Below are 24,087 nucleotides of genomic sequence, written 5' to 3'. Positions count from 1 at the left end.
CAGGCTGGCCAGACCCCGCCCATGCCCTTCCCATGGGGGGGAGGGCTGGGTTTGCTCCTTCCCTTGTGAAGGGAAGGTCGGTGGGGTGATCGTTATCCTGCCTAGCGGATGGCGCCAAAGCAGAGGTATTTGGTCTCGAGGTACTCCTCCAGCCCCTCGGCCGCCCCTTCGCGGCCCAGACCCGACTCCTTGATGCCGCCAAAGGGGGCCAGTTCGGTGGAGATGATCCCCTCGTTGATGCCCACCATGCCGTATTCGAGCCGCTCGGCGACTCGCCACACCCGGGCGATGTCGCGGCCATAGAAGTAGGCGGCCAAGCCATAGGGGGTGTCGTTGGCCAGCGCAATGGCCTGCTCTTCGCTGTCAAAGCGCACCAGCGGTGCCACCGGGCCGAAGATCTCCTCCTGCAGGATGGGGTTGTCTCCCTTCACCTCGCCGAGGATGGTGGGCTGATAGAAGAGCGGGCCGGCGGGGTGGGCCTCGCCCCCCAGCAGCACCCTAGCGCCGGCGTCCCGGGCCTGGTTGACCAGCTCGGCCACCTTGCTGGCGGCGGCGGGGTTGATGAGGGGGCCAATCTGGGTGCCCTCGCTCATGCCATCCCCCACCTTGAAGGTTTTGACGGCGGCGGTCAGCTTCTCGGCGAAGGCGTCGTAGACGCTCGATTGCACCAGGATGCGGTTGGCGCAGACGCAGGTCTGGCCCGCATTGCGGTATTTGGAGGCCAGCGCCCCTGCCACGGCGGCATCGAGATCTGCGTCGTCAAAGACGATGAAGGGGGCGTTGCCGCCAAGTTCCAGCGACACCCGCTTCATGGTGTCGGCGCACTGGCGCATCAACAGCTTGCCGATGCGGGTCGAGCCGGTGAACGAGAGCTTGCGTACCACAGGGTTCTGGCACAGCTCGTCACCCACCGCCGCCGCCTGATGGGAGGTGATGATGTTGATGACGCCGGCCGGGATGCCCGCCTCTTCGGCCAGTGCCGCCAGGGCGAGGGCGCACAGGGGGGTCTCGGCGGCAGGCTTGATGACGATGGTGCAACCGGCGGCCAGTGCCGGACCCGCCTTGCGGGTGATCATGGCGATGGGGAAGTTCCACGGGGTGATGGCGGCGACGACACCCACCGGCTGCTTGATGGTGGCCAGACGGCGATCGCCGCTAAAACCCGGGATGGTGCGGCCGTAGGCGCGTTTGCCCTCTTCGGCGAACCACTGGATGAAGCTGGCGCCGTAGGCCACTTCCCCCTTGGCTTCGGCCAGCGGCTTGCCCTGCTCGCAGGTCATGATGCGGGCCAGCTCGTCGGTGTGGGCCGTGATGGCGGCAAACCAGGCGTAGAGTTTGTTGCTGCGCTCCTTGGCGGTCAGGGCGGCCCAGGCCGGTTGGGCGGCCTTGGCGGCGTCGATGGCGCGGCGGGTGTCCTCGGCATTCATGTCGGGCACCTGGGTAATCACGGCACCGCTGGCCGGATTGGTGACCTCGAAGGTGCGGCCGCTGGCGGCATCGCACCAGTGACCATCTATATAGGCGCGGGATTTGATCAAGCTGCTGTTGGGTGTAGTTCCTGACATGGGAAGCCTCGAGTGTGGATCCGGGCAGCAGGGGGCCGGTTACCCGACCCTCCCTGTGGTGCTGCCGTATAAAATAATAAGCACAGGGAGAACATAAAGTGAGCCGAAATGTTTTTCAAGTGTTAAATATATTTGAATTATTGGTGTTCGGCATGCTAGAAAATGGGCTGTGACGCACGGTATATCCCATATGGTGCCACAGGATGGTATCAAGGGTGTGCAAAATAATGAACGCTCGCGCTGTGTAACATAGCAAACAGCCGGGGGATGATTGGTCCGCTATTTTAACCAGCGGCGACAGGGAGGTTGATCATGTACCAAAGAGGCAAGAGCGAAGATACCCGGGGACTGCCATGAGCGGGTTGCCATACCAGAGCATGGGGGAGCGGCTGGCGGCGGTGCGCCATCAGCTGGGGCTCTCCCAGCGGCGAGCCGCCGAGCTGAGCGGCCTGACCCACGGCGCCATCTGCATGATAGAGCAGGACAAGGTGAGCCCGTCGGTGGCCTCCCTGCAAAAGCTGCTCACCGTCTATGGCCTGCCACTGTCGCGCTTTTTCGCCGAAGAGGAGCAGAGCGTGCCGGGCGTGGTGATCAAGGCCGAGCAGCTGATCGAGCTGGGCAGCCAGGGGGTCTCCATGAAGCTGGTGCACAACGGCAACAACCGCCGCCAGCTCGGCTTCATGCTGGAGACCTATCCCCCCGGCACCGACACCGGTGGCCAGGTCAAGCACCAGGGGGAAGAGGTCGGCACGGTGCTGGAGGGGTCGGTGACCCTGACGGTGGCAGGACAGAGTTATCAGCTGGAAGCGGGCGACAGCTATGTGATCGACACGGGCGAGCCCCACAGCTTCAGCAATCCGTCGGGGCAGACATGCCGCATCGTCAGCGCGCATACCCCGGCAAATTTCTAGTGTCAGGCGATGCCTCGCTAGGGAAAAGAACCGGTAAGGAAACAGGGATCATGACCGAGCATGTAAACAGTTACTACGCAGCCAGCGCCAATCAACATGCGCCTTTTGCCACTCTGACCGAGCAACTGGAGTGCGATGTCTGCGTCATCGGGGCGGGTTATACCGGCCTCTCCAGTGCGCTCCACCTGGTAGAGAAGGGATACAAGGTAGTGGTGCTGGAGGCGGCCCGGGTCGGCTTTGGCGCCAGCGGTCGCAACGGCGGCCAGATCGTCAACTCCTACAGCCGCGACATCGACACCATAGAAGCGAACTGCCCGCCGGATCAGGCCAGGCTGCTCGGTTCCATGCTGTTTGAAGGGGGCCAGATCATCCGCGATCGCATCAAGCGCTACAACATTCAGTGCGATCTGCAGGAAGGGGGTGTGTTCGCCGCCGAGACCGAGAAGCAGCTGCACGAGCTCAAGGCCCAGCAGGCCCGCTGGCAGAAGTGGGGCAACGACAAGCTGGAGCTGCTCGATGCCAAGGGGGTGCGTGAAGTGGTGGCGAGCGATCGTTACGTCGGCGCCCTGCTCGACAAGAGCGGCGGCCATATCCACCCCCTCAACCTGGCGCTGGGGGAAGCGGAGGCGATCCGCATGCAGGGGGGGCTTATTTTCGAACAATCCGCCGTCACCAGCATCACGCCGGGCCAGCCTGCGCTGGTGAAGACCGCCAAGGGGGCGGTCAAGGCGCGTTTCGTGATGGTGGCCGGCAACGCCTACCTCGGCAACCTGGTGCCCGAGCTTGCCGGCAAGAGCATGCCCTGTGGCACCCAGGTGATCACCACCGAAGTGCTGGGGGAGGAGCGGGCCCGTTCACTGCTGCCGCAAAACTACTGCGTGGAAGACTGCAACTACTTGCTCGACTACTACCGCACCAGCGCCGATCACCGGCTCATCTATGGCGGCGGTGTGGTTTACGGGGCGCGGGATCCGGCGGATATCGAGCGGCTGATCATCCCCAAGATGCGCAAAACCTTCCCCCAGCTGGCCGACGTCAAGGTGGAGTACACCTGGACCGGCAACTTCCTGCTGACCCTGTCGCGCCTGCCGCAGTTTGGTCGTATCGGCCCCAACATCTACTACATGCAGGGCTACAGCGGCCACGGCGTCACCTGTACCCATCTGGCGGGCAAGCTGCTCTCCGAGGTATTGAGCGGTCAGGCGGAGCGCTTCGATGCGTTTGCCAAACTGCCCCACTACCCCTTCCCGGGGGGCCGCATGTTCCGCATTCCCTTCACCGCCGCCGGCGCTGCCTGGTACACCCTGCGCGATCGCCTGGGGGTGTAAGCGGCCCAGCGGGAGGCGATGCAAGGGCAAGGCTCTATCGTCAGCTCGGAATCACCCGAGGGAGGCATCATGCCTCCCTCATTGTTTGTTCCCCATAAAACCTGCCTCCCACACTCGGTCTGACTAGAAGCGGTAAGGAAAACGGATCCCGATACTGTAGTCGGGGGCATCCGTGGTGAGCCCTGCCGACCAGTTGACCACCATGGATAGCCGGTCGGTGATGGCCCATGTCGAACCCATGCCAAAACTCGCCGCGTTGGCATCCGAACCGATGACCTTCTCCATCCCGAACCCTTCCACCCCCTGCTCGGACTCGCGGGTGATGCGCTGGTTGATGTTGAAGGAGAGGCTGAAGCGCTCGTTCAGGGCGAATGCGACCCCGAGCCCGTATTCAAACCAGTCTCCCAGCTGGACGCTACCCGGTTGCTGCCCCGGTTGATAGGAGATGTCGTCAAAATCCTCCTTGAGGCTGTGGCCATAGTTGATGTTGGCGAACAGGATGGCGGGATCCAGGGTCCTGACCAGCGAAAAACCGGTCGACAGCTGCCAGAGCCCGTTGCCGGTGGCGAGCTCCTTCGGGGTCATCAGGTTGCCCGATGCCGAGGTGTCGAGCTCGATGCCGTAAGGATCCTTGCCGGTCGGTGCCTTGACCCTGACATTCCACACCAGATCCGGCCACTCCTCGTCTTCGGCCATGACCCGGTAGTAGACGGCGAGGCTGAGATCGCCGAGGCCCCCGTCGCTGATGCTCTGCTCCTCGAAACTGCGGCTGGAGTTATCCTTGCCGGTGCTCTGGTAGTTGCTGCTACGAAACAGATAGGGAATGGCGAGCTCCAGCTACCAGCGATCGTTGAGGGTGTAGCGGGTCACCAGATCGGCGCTTATCTGGTCGGATCGCACCCTGTCCAGATTGATCTCGCCAAGAAAGATGGCATCCAGCGCGAGAAAGCCGCGCAGGGCGAGATCCTTGCGGTTGTAGTGCTGGTAGGAGAGGCCGAGGTCGAAGGTCAGGGCGCGATCGAAGACGTTGTGCTGCTCCAGCAGCAGATCTTCGGTGCTGCGACCGGGCTCCGGGCTGCGACGGTCCGGTTCCTGTTGTGCCCTGGCCGGTGTCACGGCAGCCGTGCCGGTGCCCGTCGCGGTTACTCCGCTGCTCTTGACGGCTTCCAGCCTGGCCTGCAGCTGGTGGAGCGCCTGATTTTGCTGGATCAGCTGCTGGCGCAACTGATCCAGCTGTTGTTGCAACGCCTCTTCTTCTGCGGTGGCGCCCCAGCAAGTCAGCGGGGTCAACATCATCAACAGCAGGGGGGACTGTTTCATGGGAGCGGATCCTTGTTGTCGTTTATCGTCCTTTTTTCGTGCCGTCAGGGGAGCAGAGACTAGCGGGAGAACCAGATCCTCGTCTGGTTGAGGGTCTGCAAGCCATCCCCCCTGACCCGATTGAGTTGCAGCAGGCCGCGACTGAAGTCCGTGCCCCGCAGGCTCTGCTCCAGCCGGACGCTGCCATCCGGGGTATTGAACTGCAGGCCCGCGTAGTTGCCCGAGACGCTGTAACTGGCGGTGCCGAGCACGCCCTGCTGCTGATAATGGCCGGCGGAGACAAGCTCGCCTGCCATTTCGAGAGGCGTCGTCCCGATGCCGGTGAGGTTCACCGAGCTGTTGCCGCGCCCTTCCAGCTGCATCACCTGCACCAGGCCCGCCCCCTGCACAGGGGCGCTGGCAGGAGCCGTGGCGACCGCGCTGGCCCCCTCCTTGATGCGAATATCCAGCCTGGGGGTGTGCTGCTCCACGCTCAGCGCCAGGTTCATGGCTGCCGTCTGTCGGGACTGGGCCGTGGTCAGAGTGGAGATGAACTCGATGCCAAAATAGTGGATGCCGTGAGCGTTGACATAACGCCCCCGCAAGCCGGCCAGCTCGTTATCGGACATCTGTGGTGCAAACTGATCCGACAGCTGTGCCAGGGGATCGGATGTTGCCAGCAGCGGGAGGGGCAATACCCCCAGGCTGCAGACGAGGTAGAGGGCAGGTCGGGTGTTCATGGTGACCTCACATTAGCTCTTTGTGCTGGAAGCCAAAGTCCAGCAGGGATGTTTCATTGACCGGGGCGAACAGCCCGTCCCTGCCTCTGGCCGAGAACGGAGGGGAGGGGTTGGCCAGGGGAGCGTCCGGACGATAGCCTGCACCGATCACGGCCAGCAGGATCCCGTTCCAGCTCTCCTTGAACTCCCTGAACGAGATGATGCGGTTGCCAAGGGCAGGGTCTGCCAGATAGACGCGGTCACGGCGGTCGATGGCGCGCAGCACGGCGAAGTGCTGATAGCCGCGAATGTTGAGCAGCACTATGGTCGGCACTCTCACCTGGCGCAGCTTGGCATCACTCAGGCGGTAACCCCGGGCACGCATCCCCAGCATCTGTACGTACTGCTTCATGTCCAGCATGGAAAAGCCGTAGCGTTTGACCTGCGCCGGATCGGCCATGGCCATCATACCGTCCATCACCCAGCGTTCATTGGTCGCCTGGCCATAGGCATGGCGCAGTATGGTGGCCACCGCCGCCGCGCCACAGCTGAAGTCGGTATGCTGGCGCTCGAGATTGGCATAACGGCGCTCCTGGATGCTCTGTACCGGTTTGGCAAGCCCCCCCAGCGCCGGGAGATGCTCTCCCATCGGCAGGGTCGCCGACCAGACGACGGGGCTGAACAGCAACGGCAATAGCCAGCGCATTGACACCTCCTTGTGGGCAAAAAATGGGGGGCACACAGGCCCCCCAAGGGTGGATCACTTGGCAAATCCGGCTGCCAGCGAGAGGTTGTTCGCTTGCAGATTGTTGGTGCCAGACGCGACGTTCACTCCGATATTGCCCACGGCGCCATTGAAGGAGCCGCCGTCTATGGTGGCATGGTTGAAGGTCTCACGGGCGGTGTAGGTGTTGACCACAGGGATGTAGCCGGTCACCGAGCCGTGCAGTGTCATGTCACCCTCTTCCTTGAACTCGAACTTGGAGTCCTTGCTGCCGTCGTTGTCCAGATTGTCGTAGTCGATGTGACCCCAGAGGCTGCCGCCGTTGGGATGATCACGATCCTGCCAGATCTCCGGATAGACGTTGTTGGACTGCTTGCTCGTCCCCTCGTAATTACCCTTGGCATCGAGCTTGAGGTGAACCGGGGCGTTCTCCACCGTTCTGGTGGCGCTCAGGCTCTTGTTCTCGGTCAGGTTCTTGGACACATGCTGGCTGTTGGCCACGGTGGCCACCGCCATGGCGCCGGTGGATACCGAGGCGGCCAGGTTGTTGGCCTGCACGTTGCCGGAGCCGGAGGCTACGTTGGCGTTGATATTGCCCGCGGCATTCTTGAAGGCACCACCACCGACACTCGCCCTGTTCTGGTGCCCCTGGTTGCTGGCCCAGTTCATGCTGGCGCTCTGGCTGGAGAAGATCTCGGCATCCGAAGAGCCACCCGCGCTGCCGTGAGGGTGGCCACCGCCCATGACAAACTCGGCATCGACCTGGTCATAGGCGGCCAGGGAGACGCTGTTGCCCTGTACGTTGGAGTCACCGGCCGCCACGTTGGCACCGATGTTGCCGGATGCCCCCTGGAACGAGCCATCAATCTTGCTTGCGTTCTCCGTTCTGCTGTTGGCTGTGCCTATCATGGTGCTGGATTGCTGGTTGTCCACGACGGCCATGCCGAGCTTGTTGACGTTGACAAAGCCGCCGACCATCACCTTGCCTTCGTACTTCACATCGACCTCAGCCTTGACCTTCTTGGTCAAGGTTGCCCCTGTCTCATCCTTGTCACCGCGGTACTCGGCGGATGCGGTGCCGGACATCGCCATGATGACAGCGGCGGCTAATGAGCTGTAAATAAGTCCACGCATATTGAGTCTCTCCATTGAACTTTCTGGGGAAGATCCGCCCATTGGCAGGTGCTGCGCCCCCGGACTTCGCTTCCTGTCCCTGCGGCATCAGGGTGATGCCGTTACTGCGCCCGCCAGGGGCAGGGCAACCATGTTGACGGCCTGGTTGCCCTGTCCCGTGACCTGGTTCACCTGAATGACCCCTTTACTGCCGCTCAGGGCGTTGTCATCCAGATAGATGCTGGTTGTCATGCTTGCGGAGAGCTGGCCCGGGGAGGGGCTGGCGATACTGTTGCCGAGATTCACGTCGGTCACGACGCTTATCCCGGCGTCGCCCAGTGACAATGCGAAGCCATTGAGTTGCTGGTTGGCTTCACCCGCTGCCTGGTTGATGCTCAAAAGCCCCTGGTTCTGGCCAAGTGCCGCGCCATGGATGGCGACGCTCTGGTGACCGCCCGGGGTGACGCTGGATTGATTCTGTTGGCTGAACTGAATTACGGCCGGACCCGAGAGGGAAATAGATGCGAGGTTGCCTTGTTGGTTGTGATTGCCGGCAACCATATTGACGCCCAGGTTGCCACGAATATTGCCAAGCGCTTGCGACCCCAAATCAACACGATTCTCCGCTTGTGATGAGTTCATCAATTGGAGGAGTGAAAGGATCGCCACGACAATATATTTCATCATGCTATCTCTATTGTTTGTCACCTGGGGTTTACAGATATAGCAATGGCGATGCCAAAACTTAACTTGTTGATTTAAATCGATTTTGTGTTTTCAGATCGCACTGTTTTGTCTCAAATTTGAGACTGCATTTTTATGTCATCCATCAAGGTGTTGTTTATCAATGAATTTATTTTTCTCAGCCTAAGACTGGCTTGTCTCAATATTGCTGCGCATCAGTCAATTAGGCGGGATGGTTTATAGTTATCGTCACCTGATGTGCTCGAATTAAGCTCTTTGATAATGAGAATTTCTATCAAAATAAAAACATGAACCTTGCGGGGCCAGGATTGGCACGCTTATAAGAAGCTCGAACAAGGAGGTTTCCATATGACAGCAACGGCATTATTGCTCATCAATTCATGTGCCGTACTGGAGAGTCTGCTGGTCAAAAGCGAGTGGCGGGTGGAGCAGGCAAGTTCACTGGCGATGGCAGAGAGAAAGTTGCAGGAGAAGGATTATCCCCTGGTACTGGTGGCTATTGAGCCTGATCAGCACGAGGCATTGTCAGCCTTGATCACGCAGCACGCGAGCAGCCTGTGGATTGGCCTGATCCAGCGTGATGCCCTCGCCAGTGAGGAGATGCGCAATTTGCTGGCCGCCTGCTTCCATGATTTTCACACCTTTCCCCTCGAGCGGATACGGCTCTCCCACAGCCTGGGCCATGCCCTCGGCATGGCCCGGCTGATCAGGCGCTATCGTCCGAAAATAGCGGAACAACCGCGCTTCATTCAGGGGGAGAGTGTCCCCATTCGTCATCTGCGTGAACAGATCCAGCGCTTGCAGCACTGTCGCCTGCCGGTGCTGGTGACCGGGCCGAGCGGCACCGGCAAGGAGCTGGTCGCCAGGGAGTTGCACTACAGCGCGTTTGGGGAAGATAGCCCCTTCGTGGCCGTCAACTGTGGCGCCATGCCCCACCAGCTGATCCAGTCCGAGCTGTTTGGTCACGTCAAGGGGGCCTTCACCGGGGCCCAGAGTCGCAAGATAGGCAGGATAGAAGCGGCCGATGGCGGCACCCTGTTTCTCGACGAGATAGGCGAGCTGCCGCTCGAAGATCAGGCGACCCTGCTGCGTTTCTTGCAGGAGGAGAGCATAGAGGCGGTGGGCAGCCATGTGTCCCGCAGCGTCGATGTGAGGGTCATTGCCGCAACCAACATAGACGTAGAGCAGGCAGTGGCCAACGGCTCGTTTCGCATGGACCTTTACTATCGGCTCAATGTGGTGCGCCTGCGCACACCCGCGCTGCGTGAGCGAGCCGAAGATATCCAGCTGCTGGCGGACGAGGTCCTGGCCGAGGCGCGGGGCAATCGCATGATAAGCTTCACCCGCAAGGCGCGCCAGGCCATGCAGTCTTACGACTGGCCAGGCAATGTCAGGGAGCTGCGCAACCGGGTACAGCGGGCCGCCGTCATGTGTTCGGGCCCCTTTATCGATGCCCAGGATATGGAGCTGATCCACAGGGACTCCCAGCTGCTGAACATGAACAACTCCCTCAAGGCCGTGCGTGAAGCAGCAGAACGCCAGGCGCTGCAACGAACCTTGACCCGTTTCCCGGATCAGCTGGAAGAGGTGGCGCGCCAGCTCGATATCTCCCGTGCGACCCTCTATCGCCTGCTGGACAAGCACGATTTGCTGTAAGCTGGCACCCCGTCAGGGTGGCGAGAAGAGGTGGCCTATATCAGCGTGAGTATGGGCGGCAGTGTTGCAACCCGTCCGTGGCTTACCCGGAAGATGCCAGAAACAACAAGGCCACCCAATGGTGGCCTTGTTGTTTCTGGCGAATAGCGCTCGGAAACTCGATGCTGGTCGCCGCATGATGTGGGCAACGGGGGGACAGAAGAGGTTATCCGGCAATACGGCCGGATTAAGCTCACTGCTGCATGCCAGCCATGGCGGATTAGGTACTGCTGTTGGCCACCTGCGATTAACCTCGTTGCCAATGCATGACGATTTCGGCGTGGCCGCTATGCTCGCACACCTGATGTTCACTCTCAGTAAAACCGTTGCGGACATAGAAGCGCCGCGCAGCGTCATTCTCTGCATATACCTTCAAATCGAGGCGCTCATATTGTCCTTTGAGGTGCTCAAGCAGTTGGCGACCCAGTCCCTGTGACTGCTTGTCCGGGGTGATAAAGAGGGCCGCGAGTGCCCCTTGGTGATAGGAGACAAACCCCAGGAGCTGGCCACCTTCCTCATAGACCCAGCTTTCGCTGGCGGGCAGATAGATATCCCGCATTGCCGCCCGCTGTGCATGCCAGAAAGAGGCGGGGATAAAGTGGTGAGCCCGTATGGATGCCTGATACCAGAGCTCTACCACGGCATCCAAATCGGCAGTAGATAATGGACGGATCATGGTTTCCTCAATAGTTAAAAATGGAGACGGGATCGACTCGATGAGTCAAGCGTCATGGGGCGTTCGTGGACAGATGATGACTTTCTCGTAGCTGAAAATCATTCAGCTATCGTCACCGTATAATGGCGCTCTACGTTGGCCGTAATCTCTCCCCAATACGAGGATTTGACTCTGGCTTGGTGTGCTTGAAAGGCTATATTGTCGACAAACTCTTCATAGACATCGAATCGACATGGATTAGCGCTATCTTGAATTACCTCAAAGACAAGGCAACCGGGCTCAGTGCGAGTCAGTTGGATATGTCTGGCAAGCTCATCTTTAACCTGAGCTAAATCTGATGGAGGAACAATAATACATCCCTTTAGTATCACCTTGCTCACGGCTTCCCTCAAACAGAGATATTTTAATGTTGATAATAAACAGGGTAAATAACTGACATTTAAAAATAAAAACGAGAATAAAACAAGTATATAATATGTACTATTTTATTGTGGCAGTAGATGTCTAATTTTTTAATTCTTCAATGTATATGTCTAAATGTTTCTTTGATAAGGCAATTGGGTATCCAGCACATGATGATACTAGAATGTCGTGATGATTAACCATAAATAGCCCTTCACTCTTTAAATAATTTCTATAATCATCAGCAGAAAAACTCTCCAATGTATGAACATCTACTGCCTCTACTAAGGAAAGTGCGAATAAGCAGGTCATTTCTTCCCAAGCTGGCTCGCTGATTAAAATTTCGCGGATCCGGGCCGATTGTTCTCCCGTAAACACCTCGAATTAGCCTATTTAGGCCGTTTTTTTCGCCATTCCTGGCGTTATTTCCGGTTTTTAGTGAGATCTCTCCCACTGACGTATCATCTGGTCCACCCGAAACAGGTTGGCCAGGGTGAATAACATCGCCAGTTGGTTATCGTTTTTCTGTAGCCCCTTGTATCTGGCTTTCACGAAGCCGAACTGCCGCTTGATGATGCGAAACGGGTGCTCCACTTTGGCCCGGATGCGGGCTTTCATGTATTCGATGTTGATGGCCGTTTTGTTCTTGCGTGGATGCTGTTTCAAGGTTCTTACCTTGCCGGGGCGCTCGGCGATCAGCCAGTCCACATCCACCTCGGCCAGCTCCTCGCGCTGTGGCGCCCCTTGGTAGCCGGCATCGGCTGAGACAAATTGCTCCTCTCCATGCAGCAGATTACCCAGCTGATTGAGGTCATGCTCGTTGGCCGCGGTGGTGACTAGGCTGTGGGTCAGGCCACTCTTGGCATCGACACCAATGTGGGCCTTCATGCCAAAGTGCCACTGATTGCCTTTCTTGGTCTGATGCATCTCCGGATCGCGTTGCTGCTCTTTGTTCTTGGTCGAGCTGGGTGCCTCAATGATGGTGGCATCGACCAAGGTGCCTTGAGTCATCATGACGCCTGCTTCGGCCAGCCAGCGATTGATGGTCTTGAACAATTGGCGGGCCAGTTGATGCTGCTCCAGCAGGTGGCGGAAATTCATGATGGTGGTGCGGTCCGGCAAGGCGCTATCCAGGGATAACCGGGCAAACAGACGCATGGAGGCGATTTCGTACAGAGCATCTTCCATCGCGCCATCGCTCAGGTTGTACCAATGCTGCATGCAGTGAATGCGTAGCATGGTTTCCAGCGGATAAGGTCGCCGGCCATTACCAGCCTTGGGGTAAAACGGCTCGATGACTTCCACCATGTTTTGCCATGGCAGAATCTGCTCCATGCGGGACAAGAAAATCTCTTTTCTGGTCTGACGGCGCTTACTGCTGAATTCACTGTCGGCGAAGGTGAGTTGATGACTCATGATGGCCCTCGGAAATGCGGCTCCGGATGAACATTATGATCTCATATCACAGACTTGTTCGCACCTTCCCTAATTGATTTATTATTTGAGTTTTCTTCATAATAAAGAGCTCTTATGGGTATAAAGGATACATATTTTTCAAGGTTTAACATTTGTCATCACGGATTACTCACTACGGTCATGCTACCGCCCCTGAGTTACAGCTCCCACACTGCTGTTATGAACCAATATGCTTCGGACTAAATCGGCATAGCTGAGAAGGCGCATGGCGAGCCTTTGGATGCGGTGCTTTGTCGAGCGACCATGATACCGAATGAAGCCTTTTCTGGAAGAGGCAATGGGCAATAATCAGTCGTTGATCAATAAATTAAACACGGGCTGGGTTGCTGCCTGAATGGGTCGGTGGGGCGTCTGGATACGGTGAAAGGGGGAAGAGTAAAAACACTGCGGCCACCCGAAGGTGGCCGCAGTGTATGAAGGCCGCGCCTTATTTGCGGGTCAGTTTGTCCAGATAGCCCATGGCAAAGGCGGAGACGACAAAGGTGATATGGATCAGCAGGTACCATTTGATCTTGTCGTTGGGGATATTCTCGGCATTCATAAACACCTTGAGCAGGTGAATGGACGAGATGGCGACGATGGAGGCGGCCACCTTGTTCTTCAGGGAACCGGCGTCGAGCTTACCGAGCCACACCAGCTTGTCGCTCTCATCCCCCACGTCGAGGCGCGAGACGAAGTTCTCATAGCCGGAAAACATCACCATCACGATGAGCCCCCCCACCAGGGTGATATCGATCAGTGACAGGGTGACCAGCACCAGATCCACCTCTTTCATTGCGAAGATATTCGGCAGGATATGGATGATCTCCTGAAAGAACTTCAGGCCCAGCGCCAGCAGGATAAGGCTGAGCCCCAGGTAGATGGGGGCCATTATCCAGCGCGATGCGTACATCAATCTTTCAAACATGTTTTCCATGGTGTGATAGCAAGTCCATCAAAGGGTTAACATACAAAAACGCCCCTAGCTTAACCGAGATGGGGCGCATCACAAGTATCTGAATGAAAACGGTGGGGGATTTGTGCGGTGGGCACACGACAGGCGCGACCCGCATTGCAGGAGGGGAAAGCAAGGGGCCCTGTGGCAGGGCCCCTGGGGGTCAGGGCAGGATCAGGGTAAAGCGGGCACCGCCAAGGGGCGATTCGTCCACCCGGATCTGGCCGCCGTAACTGTGGACTATCTCGGTCACGACCGCGAGGCCAATGCCTTGCCCCGGGGAGCTGTCGGCCCGCACGCCGCGCTGGAAGATCTGCTCCGACTTGGCCGGCTCTATGCCGGGGCCGTCATCTTCCACTTCGATGCGCAGCTGCTCGGCCTGACGGCGCACCGTCACATGCACCTCGCTGATGGCGAACTTGCAGGCATTGTCGAGCAGGTTGCCCATCAGCTCCATCAGATCCCCCTGCTCACCGTGAAACAGGGCGTCGTCATCGAAGTGAAACTGGGTCTGCAGCTTCTTGTGGCGATAGACCTTGGTCAGGCTGGCCAGCAGTTTCTCGATAAGGGGCACCGGCTCAGTGCCTTTGCTGGCGAGGCGCTGGCGGCCGGTGACGGCGCGCCTGAGCTGGTACTGGACCATCTGATCCATGGTGAGGATCTGCTCGTTGATGTTGTCGTGGATGTCGCGCCCGAGCTTGCTCTCCCGGGTGGTCATCTGGATCAGCGCCAGCCGGGTTTTCAGGCTGTGGGCGAGATCGTTGAGGGCGTGCTGGTAGCGCTGGGTTTGCTGCCGCTCGTTCTCCAGCAACTGGTTGATGGAGTCGGTAAGGGGCGCCAGTTCCCGCTCGACATCGCTGGAGAGGGCGTCGAGCTTGCCGGCCCGGATCTCGTCGAGCTGGCGGGCGATGGCGCGCAGGGAGCTGAGGCTCCAGAAGGTGGTGAGCACCAGCATGCCCGCGAGCAGCATATAGGCCAGCAGCGCCTGGCGTGCGGTCTGGCTGAGGTAGGCGAGCGCCTGGGCGTGGTAGCGCTTGGCAGAATCTATCATCACCACGTAGTAGGCGGTGGTACCGGTGCCGGGGTTGCGAACAAAACGCAGGCTGTAGACGAAGTAGCTCTCGCCGTTTTGTATGGTGTGCTTCTTGAAGAAGTAGTCGAGATCCATCCCCCCCAGGTACTTCATCAGATCCCCGCAGATGGTCTGCTTGGTCTTGATCACCTCGGGCAGATGCAGGCTGGACCACACCAGGGCGCCGTCGGCACGGCAGATCAGGGTGTCGAGGTTGCGATCCCCGGCATTGCGGGAGAGGTGGCCAAGATCGGCGGATTTGTTCTGGGAGGGCTCGGTGGAGGAGAAGAGCTTGGCCAGGTTCTCCTGCATCCGGGCGCTCGCCTTCTGGCTCAGCTCCTCGACATGGGCAAGGTAGAGAGCATACACCGCAAAGCTCATGATAAGGGCGATCACCAGCAGCGAGCTGAGCAGCAGCTTGATGTGCAGGGAGCGGCGTAGCAGCTGCACAGGGCGCAGCAACAGAGAGAGCCGCATCAGTTGCACGACAGGTTGAAGATGTAACCCTGGCGACGGATGGTGGAGATAGGTTGAATCGTCCCTTCCGGATCCAGCTTCTTGCGCAGCCGGCTCACCATCACCTCTATGGTATTGGGGTCACCTTCGCCGTCGCCGTAGAGCTGATCGAGCAGCTGCTGCTTGGAAACCACCTGACGGGCATTGCGCATCAGGTATTCCAGAATGAGGTACTCGAAGCTGGTGAGCACCGCCACTTCGCCGGCGATGGTCAGCTCCTTGCGGGAGAGATCCAGCTCGTAATCACCGGCCTTCACCCGCGGGGAGATAAACCCGGCGCTGCGGCGCAGCAAAGCGTTGAGGCGAGCCAGCAGCTCGTCTTTCTGGAACGGCTTGACCAAATAGTCATCGGCGCCCGCTTCCAGCCCCTCGACCTTGTCCTGCCAGTTGCCACGAGCGGTCAGGATCAGGATGGGGAAGGGGATCTGTTGTTCGCGCATCTGGCGGATCAGCTGCAGGCCGTCCATGTCCGGCAGGCCGAGATCGATGATGGCCACATCAATGGGATAGTCAGCGGCGTAGTGCAGCGCAATACCAGCCTGATCCGTGCTGTAGACCTGATTGTCGGCCTCGGTCAGCAGGGAGGAGAGGTGGTGATTGAGCAGCTTGTCATCTTCGACCAACAAAATTTTCATGATATGGGCGGTCATAGGAGGTCCAGGCTGCCAATTAGAAAGGGTTAGTCATGCAGAGTCAATCCGTATCCTAATGCGCCCCGCCTGTATCGGGACTGAATCAGCCCGACTTCAGACTTTTTGTCAACTGGTCGTTTAAACCGGACATGATGCTATTGATGGCATCCAGTCCGGTATCTTGCCGGCGGTTCATGCAGCAAGAGAGGGTGATGGATGAAAGATCAGCCCCGAAGATGGCGCGCCTGCCTGCAAGGCAGGGAGCGTAGCGACCTTCTTTATATCGTCTGGTTCTGCTGGGGAACGGCCCTGCTGCTCTATGTGCTGGGGTCGGATAACTACTTATGGCCGGTGGCGCCCATGCCGCTGGTTTTGCTCATTTGGTTGATGGAGAGAGTCAGGATGTTTGGACGAAAACGTGCGAGTCAGTCCGGTGACAGCGCGCCGGCGGGCACTACCGTGATCGCGGCGGGAGCCCGCTTCAAGGGAGATCTGCTGCTTGACGGTGACCTGGAGGTGCAGGGGCACGTCAACGGCACCATCGAACTGGGCAAGGGGGTGCTTCGCATCATGCAGGGTGGCTTTGTCGAAGGGGAGGTGAGTGCACCCAGGGTCGTCATCAATGGCCTGCTGGACGGCACCTGCAGCTCGCAAGAGGTGGAAATCCTGGAAAATGGCAGGATGCAGGGCGTATTCAAGGGAGGCACCCTCTCCATCTGCAAGGGAGGCAATTTTATTGGCCACTCCCAACCGGCGGAGAGGGCGACCATCGAGCCGCCAAATAACCCGCTGCCCGATAGCAAAAGCGGTAAGCCCAAGGCAAAAGAGCAGGCCCGGGGAGCCGGGGATAAAGTGGCTGAGACGCTTGTCGCGCAGGCCTGAACCGGTTTGCCAGAAAGAGAGAGGGGGCCTTGTTGGCCCCCTCTTTCGTCTGTGCTGATGATGTCAGTCGCGCTGCTGCGGCAGCATCATGGTCAGGGTGTTGTCCTTGCGCACATGGTGGTGATAGAGGGTCGCCGCCGCATGCAGGGCGATCAGGGCATAGCCGATATTGCCCAGGGTCTCGTGTATCTCCTTGAACCACTTCTTGAGTTCGGGATCCGGTGCGACCAGCGCCGGGAGCGTCATGCCGAAGAAGGGGACGGGTTTGCCGCCGGCGCTCAGTAGCAGCCAGCCAAACAGCGGAGTGAGGATGATAAAGCCGTAGAGCGCGATGGGCGCCAGCTTGGCCAGCAGGCTCAGCATGGGTGGCAACTCGGGCACGATGCGGGGCGTCGGGCTGATGGCGCGCAGAAAGAGGCGGACCCACACCAGGGCGAAGATGAGCAGCCCCAGCATGAAGTGCCACTGTTTCATCAGGTCCCGTCCCGGATCTCCCTTGGGGAAGATGTCACGAAATTCGATCAGGGCGTAGACGGCGATCATCAGCAATAGGGTCAGCCAGTGCAGCCCGATATTGAGGGCGCCGTAGCGTTGTTCGGTATTCATCAGCATGATTGGTTTCCTTCAGTGAGAGCGTCACATCCGTGTGGCATAGCCGGGCGCGAGGTCGGGCCGGTTCCATGGGCGGCAAACGGCGGGTGGGTACTGCAGCCGTGGGCGGCCGGGGAGAGGGTAGCACCTGACCACACCGTTTGCAGGGCCATTAGGCGCCCGGGTGCGTGAAATGTTCGTGAAACCGAGCACTGATGGGGCCCTGTCAGCCTCAGGCGGCTTCGATGGCCAGCACCTGACAAACGGGTTCGCTGATGCTAAAGCGCACGTTGCAGTCAAATAGCCGCACCCCGTACACCTTGTCATCCGGCTTACCCTGCTTGTAGGCGGGGCGCGGATCCTGAGCCAGTACCTCGCTCACCAGCTGGCGCAGCTCGGGATGGGCCTTGAGCCAGGGTTGCAACTGCTGCTCCGCCTCTGGCGTGAAGCTCACGCAAAGAGGCGGGGTGGGGGCATCCGGGGCGAAACCGCCACGGGCATCCGGCAGGCTATCGGCATAGGGGATGTAGGGCTTGATGTCGACGATGGGGGTGCCATCGAGCAAGTCCACCGCCCCCAGCTCCAGCCACAGCTTGCCGCGCGAGCGGCCAACCCCGTGCAACTCGACCACGGAGAGGCCGAGGGGGTTGGGGCGGAAGGTGGAGCGGGTGGCAAACACCCCGACCCGCTCGTTGCCGCCGAGGCGTGGTGGGCGCACCGTCGGGTGCCAGCCCTGATCCATGGTCTGGTGAAACACGAAGCTGAGCCACAGGTGGGAGAACTGCTCGATGCCGCGCAGCACGTCCGGCTGATCATAGGGGGGCTGCAGCTCGAGGCGGGCGCGGGCCGATTTGACCAGACCGGGCTGGCGCGGGATGGCGAACTTCTCCTTGTAGGGAGAGCGGATGATACCCAGGGTGTCGATTTCGAACTTCATGGCGGATCCTGACTGAAAACCCCGGCAATTTAGCACAACCGGCCCCAAAACGCAGGCATGACCCGATAGCATCCCTGCGCGTCTGCTGCCGTGATCCCCGTCCCATCCCGGCGCTGCGCAGGCTGTGTCTGGCTGTCAAGTTGCGTAGGGTAGGGGCAAACAAGGAGCCGGCAGGATGGCGGCGCGGTCAGTTTGCGCAACATCAGCCGCAGAGGATGAACAGATCGGTGGGGAGACAGGAGCGCCTGTGCCGATCAGGAGGGACATGGATGAAATTGCTGATCATCGGCGGCACCGGATTTCTCGGCCGCCATCTCACCGCGCTGGCACTGGACTGGGGGCACGAGGTGACCCTGTTCAATCGCGGCCACTACCAGCATCCGGACTGGCGGGATCTGGTTCAGCTCATCGGCGATCGGGACCGGGATTTGAGTGCGCTGCAAGGGGATGGTCTCTACTGGGATCTTGTCATCGACACCTGCTGCTACCACCCGGAGCAGGCGGCGCGCCTCTCGGCGGCTCTGCTCGGGCACTGCGAGCGGCTGATCTTTATCTCCACTATCAGCGTCTATCGCGACTTTGCCCAACCAGAGATGGATGAGTCAGCGCCCCTGCACCAGATCAGCAAGGATGAATTCCCCACCGACTATGGTCCGCTCAAGGTATTGTGCGAGGCCGAATATCGTGCCCGCTGGGGGAAGCGGCTCTGCATCCTGCGTCCCGGTGTGCTGTGCGGCCCCTTTGACCCTACCGGGCGCATGGCCTGGTGGGTAAAACGGGTGCAGCAGGGGGGGCCCTGGCTGCTGCCGGGGGATGGGCAGGATCGACTGCAATATCTCGACGTGCGCGACTGCGCCGAGTTTGCCCTGCGGGCCGCCGAGCGCCAGTTGGGGGGCGTCTTCAACCTGGTCAAGCCCGGCATCACGCTGGCGGACTGGGTGGAGCGGCTGGCTGCCAGGCTGGTACCGGCCAAGGAGCTACAGCCCGAGTGGATGCCCTGGCAAGAGATGCTGGCGGCCGGGGTTGAGCCCTGGCAGAGCTATCCCACGCTTTTGCCCAACGGGTTGGCTGAGTATGCCGGCTATGGCCGCATCAGCGCCGAGGCGGCCATCGTGCAGGGGCTCAACTTCCGTCCGCTGGAGGAGACCGCTATCGATCTGGCCCATTGGCTCGCCGATAACGAGGGGGGGGCTCTGGCCGCCGGGATGACGACTACAGAGGAGGCGGCGCTGCGCCAGCGGATCTGCGTGACGCAATAGCGCTTGCCATGAAACCTGCTCAATGCAAAAGAGGGCATCCTGCGGGATGCCCTCTTTATTTCGGGATGCTGATGATGGTGCCCAGGAGCTTGCTTACGGGCGCAGGTTGGCGCCGGCGGCGACCAGCAGCTCCTTCAAGATGGTGCGATGGCAGCGGGACTCCTGCTCGCAGTAGCAGCCCACCGACAGGTTGGTGGTGTGGGAGAGTGCGGCCAGGAGCGCCAGATCGTGTCTGGCCGCGGGCGTTGCCATCTCGGCCTTGTACTGCTTGCAAAACGCCGCCCACTGGGCCTGTGTCTCGGCGCCCTGACCCAGCTTCATGGTCTCGCTGCTGGGGGCAAGGTTGGGGAACCAGACGTCATACCAGTTCTGGCTGGCAAACTTGTCTTTGGGCACCCCGCGAGGCGGGCGGCGCACGGTACCCACCCGCAACCCCTCATCAGGGAGGCGGGGCGTGCCGAGGCGGACGATAGCCAGCGCCATGGCTTACTCCTCGGCGACTTTCAGTGCCTGGCCGTAGCAGATCACCTGCTTCAGGCAGCCCGGGGTGTCGCTGAACTCGGCGCACTTGTCGATGGTCACGCCATTGCCACCCATGTCGGCGGCGTGACGGCGGGCCTGGGTACGGGCATCGCCAGCATTGGGCTGCGGCTGGTTGGTATCGGCCTGGCAGGACTCCCCCTCGACGGTGCCGAGGTAGAGATAGTTGAGGTCGGCCAGCTCGTTTTGTTCGTAAATACGAACGCCGCCCGGCTTGAAATAGTCGTCGAAGTTCTCTTTATCCAGATTGCTGTTGAAGGCGTAGTTGGCACAGCCGGAGGCAATCAGGGGCATCATCAGGATCAGGCGTTTCATATCAGCATCTTGTCGAATAAGGAGAGGACATTATAGGGGCCAGTCGTCGGTGGCGACCAGTCCCCTCTCGCGCCATGGCGTCAGGGTGTGACCCCGGTCAGACCGGCGCCAGCCGCTGGTGCAGGCTGCGGTAATAATCGTCGGCCAGCAGGGCCTGGTGGGGGGCACACAGGCGGATCTGGCCCTCTTCCATCAGAGCGATCCTGTCCATCCGCTCCAGCCCCAGCAGGCGGTGGGAGATGAGCAGCAGGGTGCGATCCGCCCCCAGCTCGAACAGCAGCGCCATGATCTCCCGCTCGGTCTGGCTGTCGAGCCCTTCGGTCGGCTCGTCCAGCAACCAGAGCGGGGCGTCGTGCAGCAGGGCGCGGGCAATGCCGATGCGGCGCCGCTCACCGCCGGAGAGCGGTCGGCCGCCATCTCCGAGCCAGGCATTGAGGCCGGTATCGCTCAGATCTTCATCATCCTCCAGCAGGTTGCCAAGGCCGACCCGGTTCAGTACCTCGACCAGTTGTTCGTCGCTCGCGTCGGGGGCGGCGAGCTTGAGGTTGCCGCGCAGGGTATCGGCAAACAGGTGCACCCGCTGGCTCACCACCGAGATGGAGGCGCGCAGCGCCCCTTCGCTGTAAGCGGTCAGCGGCTTGCCATCGAGCAGGATCTTGCCCGCTTGCGGGCTCCATTCGCGGGTCAGCAGTCCCATCAGGGTGGACTTGCCGCAGCCGGTCTGGCCCAGCAGCGCCAGCTTCTCGCCGGCGTGCAGTTGCAGGGTGCAACCGCGCAGCACCGGATGGGGGTTGCCGGGGTAGCCGAAATAGAGGTCGTTGATCTGCAGGGCGCCCTGGGGAGCGTGACGCTCCTCATCCCCCCATTCGGGAGCCTTGGCCTCCTGCAGGATCTCGCTGAGGCGGCGGGCCGAGGTGAGGCTGGTGGAGAGGTGCTGGAAGGCGCCGGCCAGTGGCATCAGGGCCTCGAAGCTCGCCAGGGTGGCAAACACCATCAGCGCTGTGATGGGATCCGGCGTCGCTCCCGCCACGCCATGGCCAGCCAGCCACAGCATCAGGGTCAGGGTCCAGCCACTGAGCAGTTGCACCGAGGCATTGGCCAGTCCGCTCACCCTGGCCATGCGGGCCTGGGCGCGCAGCAGGGCCTGTTCTGCCTGTTGCAGCTCGCCAAGGGCCTTGGGAGCGGCGGCGAACATCTGCAGCTCGGCCTGACCGTCCAGATAGTCCACCATGCGGGTACGCAGACTCGATTTTTCGGCAATCAACGCCTGCCCGGGCTTGCGGCCGAGGAAGTAGAACACCAGCGGCAGGGCAATCATGCCAAACAGCAGGATGGCGCCCAGGGTGAGGGCCAGCTCGCTGTCAAAGAAGGAGAGGAAGAGCACCAGGCCGGCGCTGCTGAGCAGGGCCGCCCCTATGGGGGTGAGCAGGCGCAGGTAGACGTGGTCCATCGCATCGATGTCGGCCACCAGGCGGTTGAGCAGATCCGCCTGGCGAAAACCGGCCAGGGCGCCGGTGGCAAGGGGCGAGAGCTTTTGCCAGAACCAGACCCGCAACCGGGTCAGTACCCGGAAGGTGGCATCGTGGCTGACTACCCGCTCACCCCAGCGTCCGGCGGTGCGGATGATGGAGAAGAAGCGCACCCCGCCTGCCGGCGTCATGTAGTTGAAGTGATCGCGGGTGGCGACCGCCATCCCCGCCACGGCGGCGGCGGAGAGGAACCAGCCGGAGAGCGACAAGAGCCCCATCCCGGCCGCCAGGGTAACCAGCGCCAGCAACAGACCGATGGAGAGGCTGAGCCAGTGCTGGCGGTAAAGGCGCAGAAACGGCAAGAGATCAGTCATCGAGAGAACCCTCGTTACGTTGGGACAGCAGGCGGGCAAAGGGCCCCTGCGCGGTACTGAGTTGCTGGAAGCTGCCTTCTTCCACCAGCTTGCCGCGCTCCAGCACCAGGATCTTGTCCATCTTGGTGAGCTGATCGAGGCGGTGGGTGATCATCAACAGGGTCTGATCGGCCATGGCCTGCTCCAGCGTGGTCATGATGGCGCGCTCGGAGTGGCGATCCAGGCTGGCGGTGGGTTCATCCAGCACCATTAGCTGGGTGGATTTGAGCAGGGTACGGGCCAGCGCCAGGCGCTGGGCCTGACCGACGGAGAGGCCTCCGGCCTGATCCCCCACCGGATAGTCGAGCCCTTTTTCCATGGCAAATTCCCACGCCTGGGCCCGTTTCAGGGCATCTTCCAGCTCGGCGTCGCTGGCCGATGGCTTGGCCAGCAACAGGTTATCCCGCAAGGAAGCGTGGAACAGCTGGGGGTTCTGGGAGAGCCAACCCAGTTGCAGGCGCCACTGGCTCATGTCGAGGGTAGCCAGCTCCTGGCCGTTGACCTTGAGCTCGCCACGATAGGGGGCAAAGCCGAGCAGGGCGTTGACCAGCGAGCTCTTGCCCGCGCCGCTGACACCGATAAGGGCGGTGCGTGAACCCGCTTCCAGGGTGAAATCGATTGGACCGACCAGCACCTTGCCCTCGGCGCTCAACACCTCGAGAGCGCGCGCCTCCACCCGGATGGGGTTGTCAGCATGGAAGGGCGCGTGACCGGAGGCCGGTTCACTCACCTCGGCCTCGAGAAATTCCAGCAGCTGTTCGGCGGCGCCGATGGCCTGCGCCTTGGCGTGATAGTGGGCGCCGAGCTCGCGCAGGGGCGCGTAGAACTCGGGGGCGAGGAACAGCACGAACAGGCCGGTAAAGAGGGTCACCTTGTTGCCATAGTGGCCAAAATTGAGGTGATCGATATAGGAGAAGCCAAAGTAGACGGCCACCAGAGCCACCGAGAGAGCGGCAAAGAACTCCAGCACGGCGGTGCTGAGAAACGCCAGGCGCAGCACCTCCATGGTGCGCTCGCGAAAATCTTCCGAGGCATCGCGAATGGCTTCCCCTTCCGCCTGGGTGCGCATGAAGAGCTGCAGGGTGCGCAGGCCCTTGAGGCGATCGAGGAAGTGGCCGGAGAGACGGGCCAGCGCCTGGAAGTTGCGGCGGTTGGCATCGGCGGCACCGACCCCCACCAGGATCATGAAGACCGGAATAAGCGGCGCCGTACCCAGCAGAATAAGGCCCGCGGCCCAGTTGACCGGGAACACGGCCACCAGGATCACTAAAGGTATAAAGACGGCGATGGCCATCTGTGGCAGATAGCGGGAGAAGAAATCCTGCATGTTTTCAATCTGTTCCAGCAGCAAGCTGGCCCAGCTGCCGGCCGGGCGGCGCTGGATATAGGCAGGGCCGAGCCGGCCGAGGCGGGTGAGCACCAGCTCGCGGATGGTCTGGCGCACTGCGCTGCCCGCCTGAAAACTGGCCACTTCGCGGCCATAGGCCAGCACTGCCTTGCCGAGGGTCACCAGCAGCAGGGTAATAAAGAGCGGGATGGATTGCTCCGGAGTCGACCCTTCGATGATGAAGCCATGTAACAGGGTCGCCAGCAGCCAGGCCTGCGCCACCATCAGCACGCCCTGGCCCAGGCCAAATGCGATGGAGAGGCCGATCCAGCGGCGACCGTGACTCGATTGCTTGCGCAACCAGCCATAGAGACGTTTTTGCGTTTTTTTATCCATTACCACCATCCTCGCGTCGAGTGGCGCAAGACTATCCTTGCCGTTTGGCCTTGGCAACCTTGTAAATTATCTGTGTTCTAAATGTTTGGCTGAAAAAGCAACCGCCTGTTCAATCCTTGTCCGAACAGATTGATTTATTGAAAAAATTGACGGAGGTAGCATTGCGCTCGGCGGCAAAATGCATATAGTAG

General features: G+C 60.5%; 25 protein-coding genes. 5 read left to right on the top strand and 20 right to left on the bottom strand.

Annotated features, from left to right (window positions below):
- Positions 1 to 101: 101 nt before the first annotated feature.
- Complete coding sequence (locus MRK42_RS15145) at positions 102 to 1,565, bottom strand: NAD-dependent succinate-semialdehyde dehydrogenase (RefSeq protein ID WP_338610817.1); 1,464 nt, start codon at positions 1,563 to 1,565, stop codon at positions 102 to 104.
- A gap of 353 nt (positions 1,566 to 1,918) precedes the next feature.
- Here MRK42_RS15145 and puuR point away from each other — a divergent pair, with 353 nt between their 5' ends.
- Positions 1,919 to 2,476 (top strand): HTH-type transcriptional regulator PuuR, encoded by a 558-nt coding sequence (puuR, locus tag MRK42_RS15140; protein ID WP_042027694.1) that lies wholly within the window; start codon positions 1,919 to 1,921, stop codon positions 2,474 to 2,476.
- A 50-nt stretch (positions 2,477 to 2,526) separates the two neighbouring features.
- Positions 2,527 to 3,804, top strand: a complete 1,278-nt coding sequence (locus MRK42_RS15135) for an FAD-binding oxidoreductase (RefSeq protein WP_042027692.1) — start codon at positions 2,527 to 2,529, stop codon at positions 3,802 to 3,804.
- Positions 3,805 to 3,927: 123 nt separating this feature from the next.
- Here MRK42_RS15135 and MRK42_RS15130 read toward each other — a convergent pair whose 3' ends face one another.
- The 6 genes from MRK42_RS15130 to MRK42_RS15105 form a co-directional block, all read right to left on the bottom strand.
- Complete coding sequence (locus tag MRK42_RS15130) at positions 3,928 to 4,551, bottom strand: transporter (protein ID WP_354689055.1); 624 nt, start codon at positions 4,549 to 4,551, stop codon at positions 3,928 to 3,930.
- 90 nt (positions 4,552 to 4,641) lie between these two features.
- Positions 4,642 to 5,124 (bottom strand): hypothetical protein, encoded by a 483-nt coding sequence (locus MRK42_RS15125; protein WP_338610816.1) that lies wholly within the window; start codon positions 5,122 to 5,124, stop codon positions 4,642 to 4,644.
- Between the two features lie 59 nt (positions 5,125 to 5,183).
- Entirely contained in the window at positions 5,184 to 5,843 is a 660-nt protein-coding gene (locus MRK42_RS15120) for a hypothetical protein (RefSeq protein ID WP_338610815.1), read from the bottom strand.
- 7 nt (positions 5,844 to 5,850) lie between these two features.
- The gene (locus MRK42_RS15115) at positions 5,851 to 6,528 is read right to left on the bottom strand and encodes a C39 family peptidase (RefSeq protein ID WP_223378556.1); all 678 of its coding nucleotides are present in this window, start codon (positions 6,526 to 6,528) and stop codon (positions 5,851 to 5,853) included.
- Between the two features lie 54 nt (positions 6,529 to 6,582).
- Complete coding sequence (locus MRK42_RS15110) at positions 6,583 to 7,680, bottom strand: hypothetical protein (RefSeq protein WP_026456250.1); 1,098 nt, start codon at positions 7,678 to 7,680, stop codon at positions 6,583 to 6,585.
- Positions 7,681 to 7,767: 87 nt separating this feature from the next.
- Positions 7,768 to 8,346 (bottom strand): hypothetical protein, encoded by a 579-nt coding sequence (locus tag MRK42_RS15105; RefSeq protein WP_224210082.1) that lies wholly within the window; start codon positions 8,344 to 8,346, stop codon positions 7,768 to 7,770.
- A gap of 366 nt (positions 8,347 to 8,712) precedes the next feature.
- Between MRK42_RS15105 and MRK42_RS15100 the strand changes: the two genes are divergently transcribed.
- Positions 8,713 to 10,020: a sigma-54 dependent transcriptional regulator gene (locus MRK42_RS15100; protein ID WP_026456248.1), complete on the top strand. Its 1,308-nt coding sequence runs from the start codon at positions 8,713 to 8,715 to the stop codon at positions 10,018 to 10,020.
- 286 nt (positions 10,021 to 10,306) lie between these two features.
- Here MRK42_RS15100 and MRK42_RS15095 read toward each other — a convergent pair whose 3' ends face one another.
- The 7 genes from MRK42_RS15095 to MRK42_RS15065 form a co-directional block, all read right to left on the bottom strand.
- Complete coding sequence (locus MRK42_RS15095) at positions 10,307 to 10,735, bottom strand: N-acetyltransferase (RefSeq protein ID WP_338610814.1); 429 nt, start codon at positions 10,733 to 10,735, stop codon at positions 10,307 to 10,309.
- Positions 10,736 to 10,833: 98 nt separating this feature from the next.
- On the bottom strand, positions 10,834 to 11,115 hold the full coding sequence (locus MRK42_RS15090) for a putative quinol monooxygenase (RefSeq protein ID WP_338610813.1): 282 nt from the start codon (positions 11,113 to 11,115) through the stop codon (positions 10,834 to 10,836).
- A gap of 124 nt (positions 11,116 to 11,239) precedes the next feature.
- Positions 11,240 to 11,515 (bottom strand): hypothetical protein, encoded by a 276-nt coding sequence (locus tag MRK42_RS15085; protein WP_354688331.1) that lies wholly within the window; start codon positions 11,513 to 11,515, stop codon positions 11,240 to 11,242.
- 57 nt (positions 11,516 to 11,572) lie between these two features.
- Positions 11,573 to 12,553: an IS5-like element IS5 family transposase gene (locus MRK42_RS15080; protein ID WP_279458731.1), complete on the bottom strand. Its 981-nt coding sequence runs from the start codon at positions 12,551 to 12,553 to the stop codon at positions 11,573 to 11,575.
- Positions 12,554 to 13,040: 487 nt separating this feature from the next.
- Positions 13,041 to 13,529: a TIGR00645 family protein gene (locus MRK42_RS15075; protein ID WP_042027681.1), complete on the bottom strand. Its 489-nt coding sequence runs from the start codon at positions 13,527 to 13,529 to the stop codon at positions 13,041 to 13,043.
- A 181-nt stretch (positions 13,530 to 13,710) separates the two neighbouring features.
- Positions 13,711 to 15,096 (bottom strand): ATP-binding protein, encoded by a 1,386-nt coding sequence (locus MRK42_RS15070; RefSeq protein WP_338610811.1) that lies wholly within the window; start codon positions 15,094 to 15,096, stop codon positions 13,711 to 13,713.
- Positions 15,096 to 15,770 (bottom strand): response regulator, encoded by a 675-nt coding sequence (locus MRK42_RS15065; protein WP_042028195.1) that lies wholly within the window; start codon positions 15,768 to 15,770, stop codon positions 15,096 to 15,098. Before MRK42_RS15065 ends, MRK42_RS15070 begins: the two co-directional genes overlap by 1 nt.
- Before the next feature lie 213 nt (positions 15,771 to 15,983).
- Here MRK42_RS15065 and MRK42_RS15060 point away from each other — a divergent pair, with 213 nt between their 5' ends.
- Positions 15,984 to 16,649: a polymer-forming cytoskeletal protein gene (locus tag MRK42_RS15060; RefSeq protein ID WP_354688330.1), complete on the top strand. Its 666-nt coding sequence runs from the start codon at positions 15,984 to 15,986 to the stop codon at positions 16,647 to 16,649.
- Between the two features lie 63 nt (positions 16,650 to 16,712).
- Here the strand turns inward: MRK42_RS15060 and MRK42_RS15055 are convergent, their stop codons facing one another.
- Positions 16,713 to 17,261: a cytochrome b gene (locus MRK42_RS15055; RefSeq protein ID WP_042027676.1), complete on the bottom strand. Its 549-nt coding sequence runs from the start codon at positions 17,259 to 17,261 to the stop codon at positions 16,713 to 16,715.
- Positions 17,262 to 17,472: 211 nt separating this feature from the next.
- Positions 17,473 to 18,177, bottom strand: coding sequence for a tRNA (N6-threonylcarbamoyladenosine(37)-N6)-methyltransferase TrmO (gene tsaA / locus MRK42_RS15050; protein ID WP_042072960.1), 705 nt, complete (start codon positions 18,175 to 18,177; stop codon positions 17,473 to 17,475).
- Between the two features lie 269 nt (positions 18,178 to 18,446).
- On the opposite strand from tsaA, the gene MRK42_RS15045 reads away from it, so the two are divergent.
- Entirely contained in the window at positions 18,447 to 19,436 is a 990-nt protein-coding gene (locus tag MRK42_RS15045) for an NAD-dependent epimerase/dehydratase family protein (RefSeq protein ID WP_338610805.1), read from the top strand.
- Positions 19,437 to 19,529: 93 nt separating this feature from the next.
- On the opposite strand, the gene MRK42_RS15040 is transcribed toward MRK42_RS15045, so the two are convergent.
- From MRK42_RS15040 to cydD, 4 genes are all read right to left on the bottom strand, one after another.
- Positions 19,530 to 19,919, bottom strand: coding sequence for a DUF488 family protein (locus MRK42_RS15040; RefSeq protein ID WP_338610803.1), 390 nt, complete (start codon positions 19,917 to 19,919; stop codon positions 19,530 to 19,532).
- A 3-nt stretch (positions 19,920 to 19,922) separates the two neighbouring features.
- Complete coding sequence (rcsF, locus tag MRK42_RS15035) at positions 19,923 to 20,291, bottom strand: Rcs stress response system protein RcsF (RefSeq protein ID WP_026456265.1); 369 nt, start codon at positions 20,289 to 20,291, stop codon at positions 19,923 to 19,925.
- Between the two features lie 97 nt (positions 20,292 to 20,388).
- Positions 20,389 to 22,134, bottom strand: coding sequence for a cysteine/glutathione ABC transporter ATP-binding protein/permease CydC (gene cydC, locus MRK42_RS15030; RefSeq protein ID WP_338610800.1), 1,746 nt, complete (start codon positions 22,132 to 22,134; stop codon positions 20,389 to 20,391).
- The gene (gene cydD / locus MRK42_RS15025; RefSeq protein ID WP_225634416.1) at positions 22,127 to 23,896 is read right to left on the bottom strand and encodes a cysteine/glutathione ABC transporter permease/ATP-binding protein CydD; all 1,770 of its coding nucleotides are present in this window, start codon (positions 23,894 to 23,896) and stop codon (positions 22,127 to 22,129) included. The genes cydC and cydD overlap by 8 nt, the downstream gene beginning before the upstream one ends.
- Between the last annotated feature and the right edge of the window lie 191 nt (positions 23,897 to 24,087).

The sequence above is a fragment of the Aeromonas sp. 19NY04SH05-1 genome, assembly GCF_040581895.1.
Lineage (GTDB): Bacteria > Pseudomonadota > Gammaproteobacteria > Enterobacterales > Aeromonadaceae > Aeromonas > Aeromonas enteropelogenes.
Note: the sequence above shows the minus strand (reverse complement) of the source record. Positions and strands in the feature narration are given on the sequence as shown.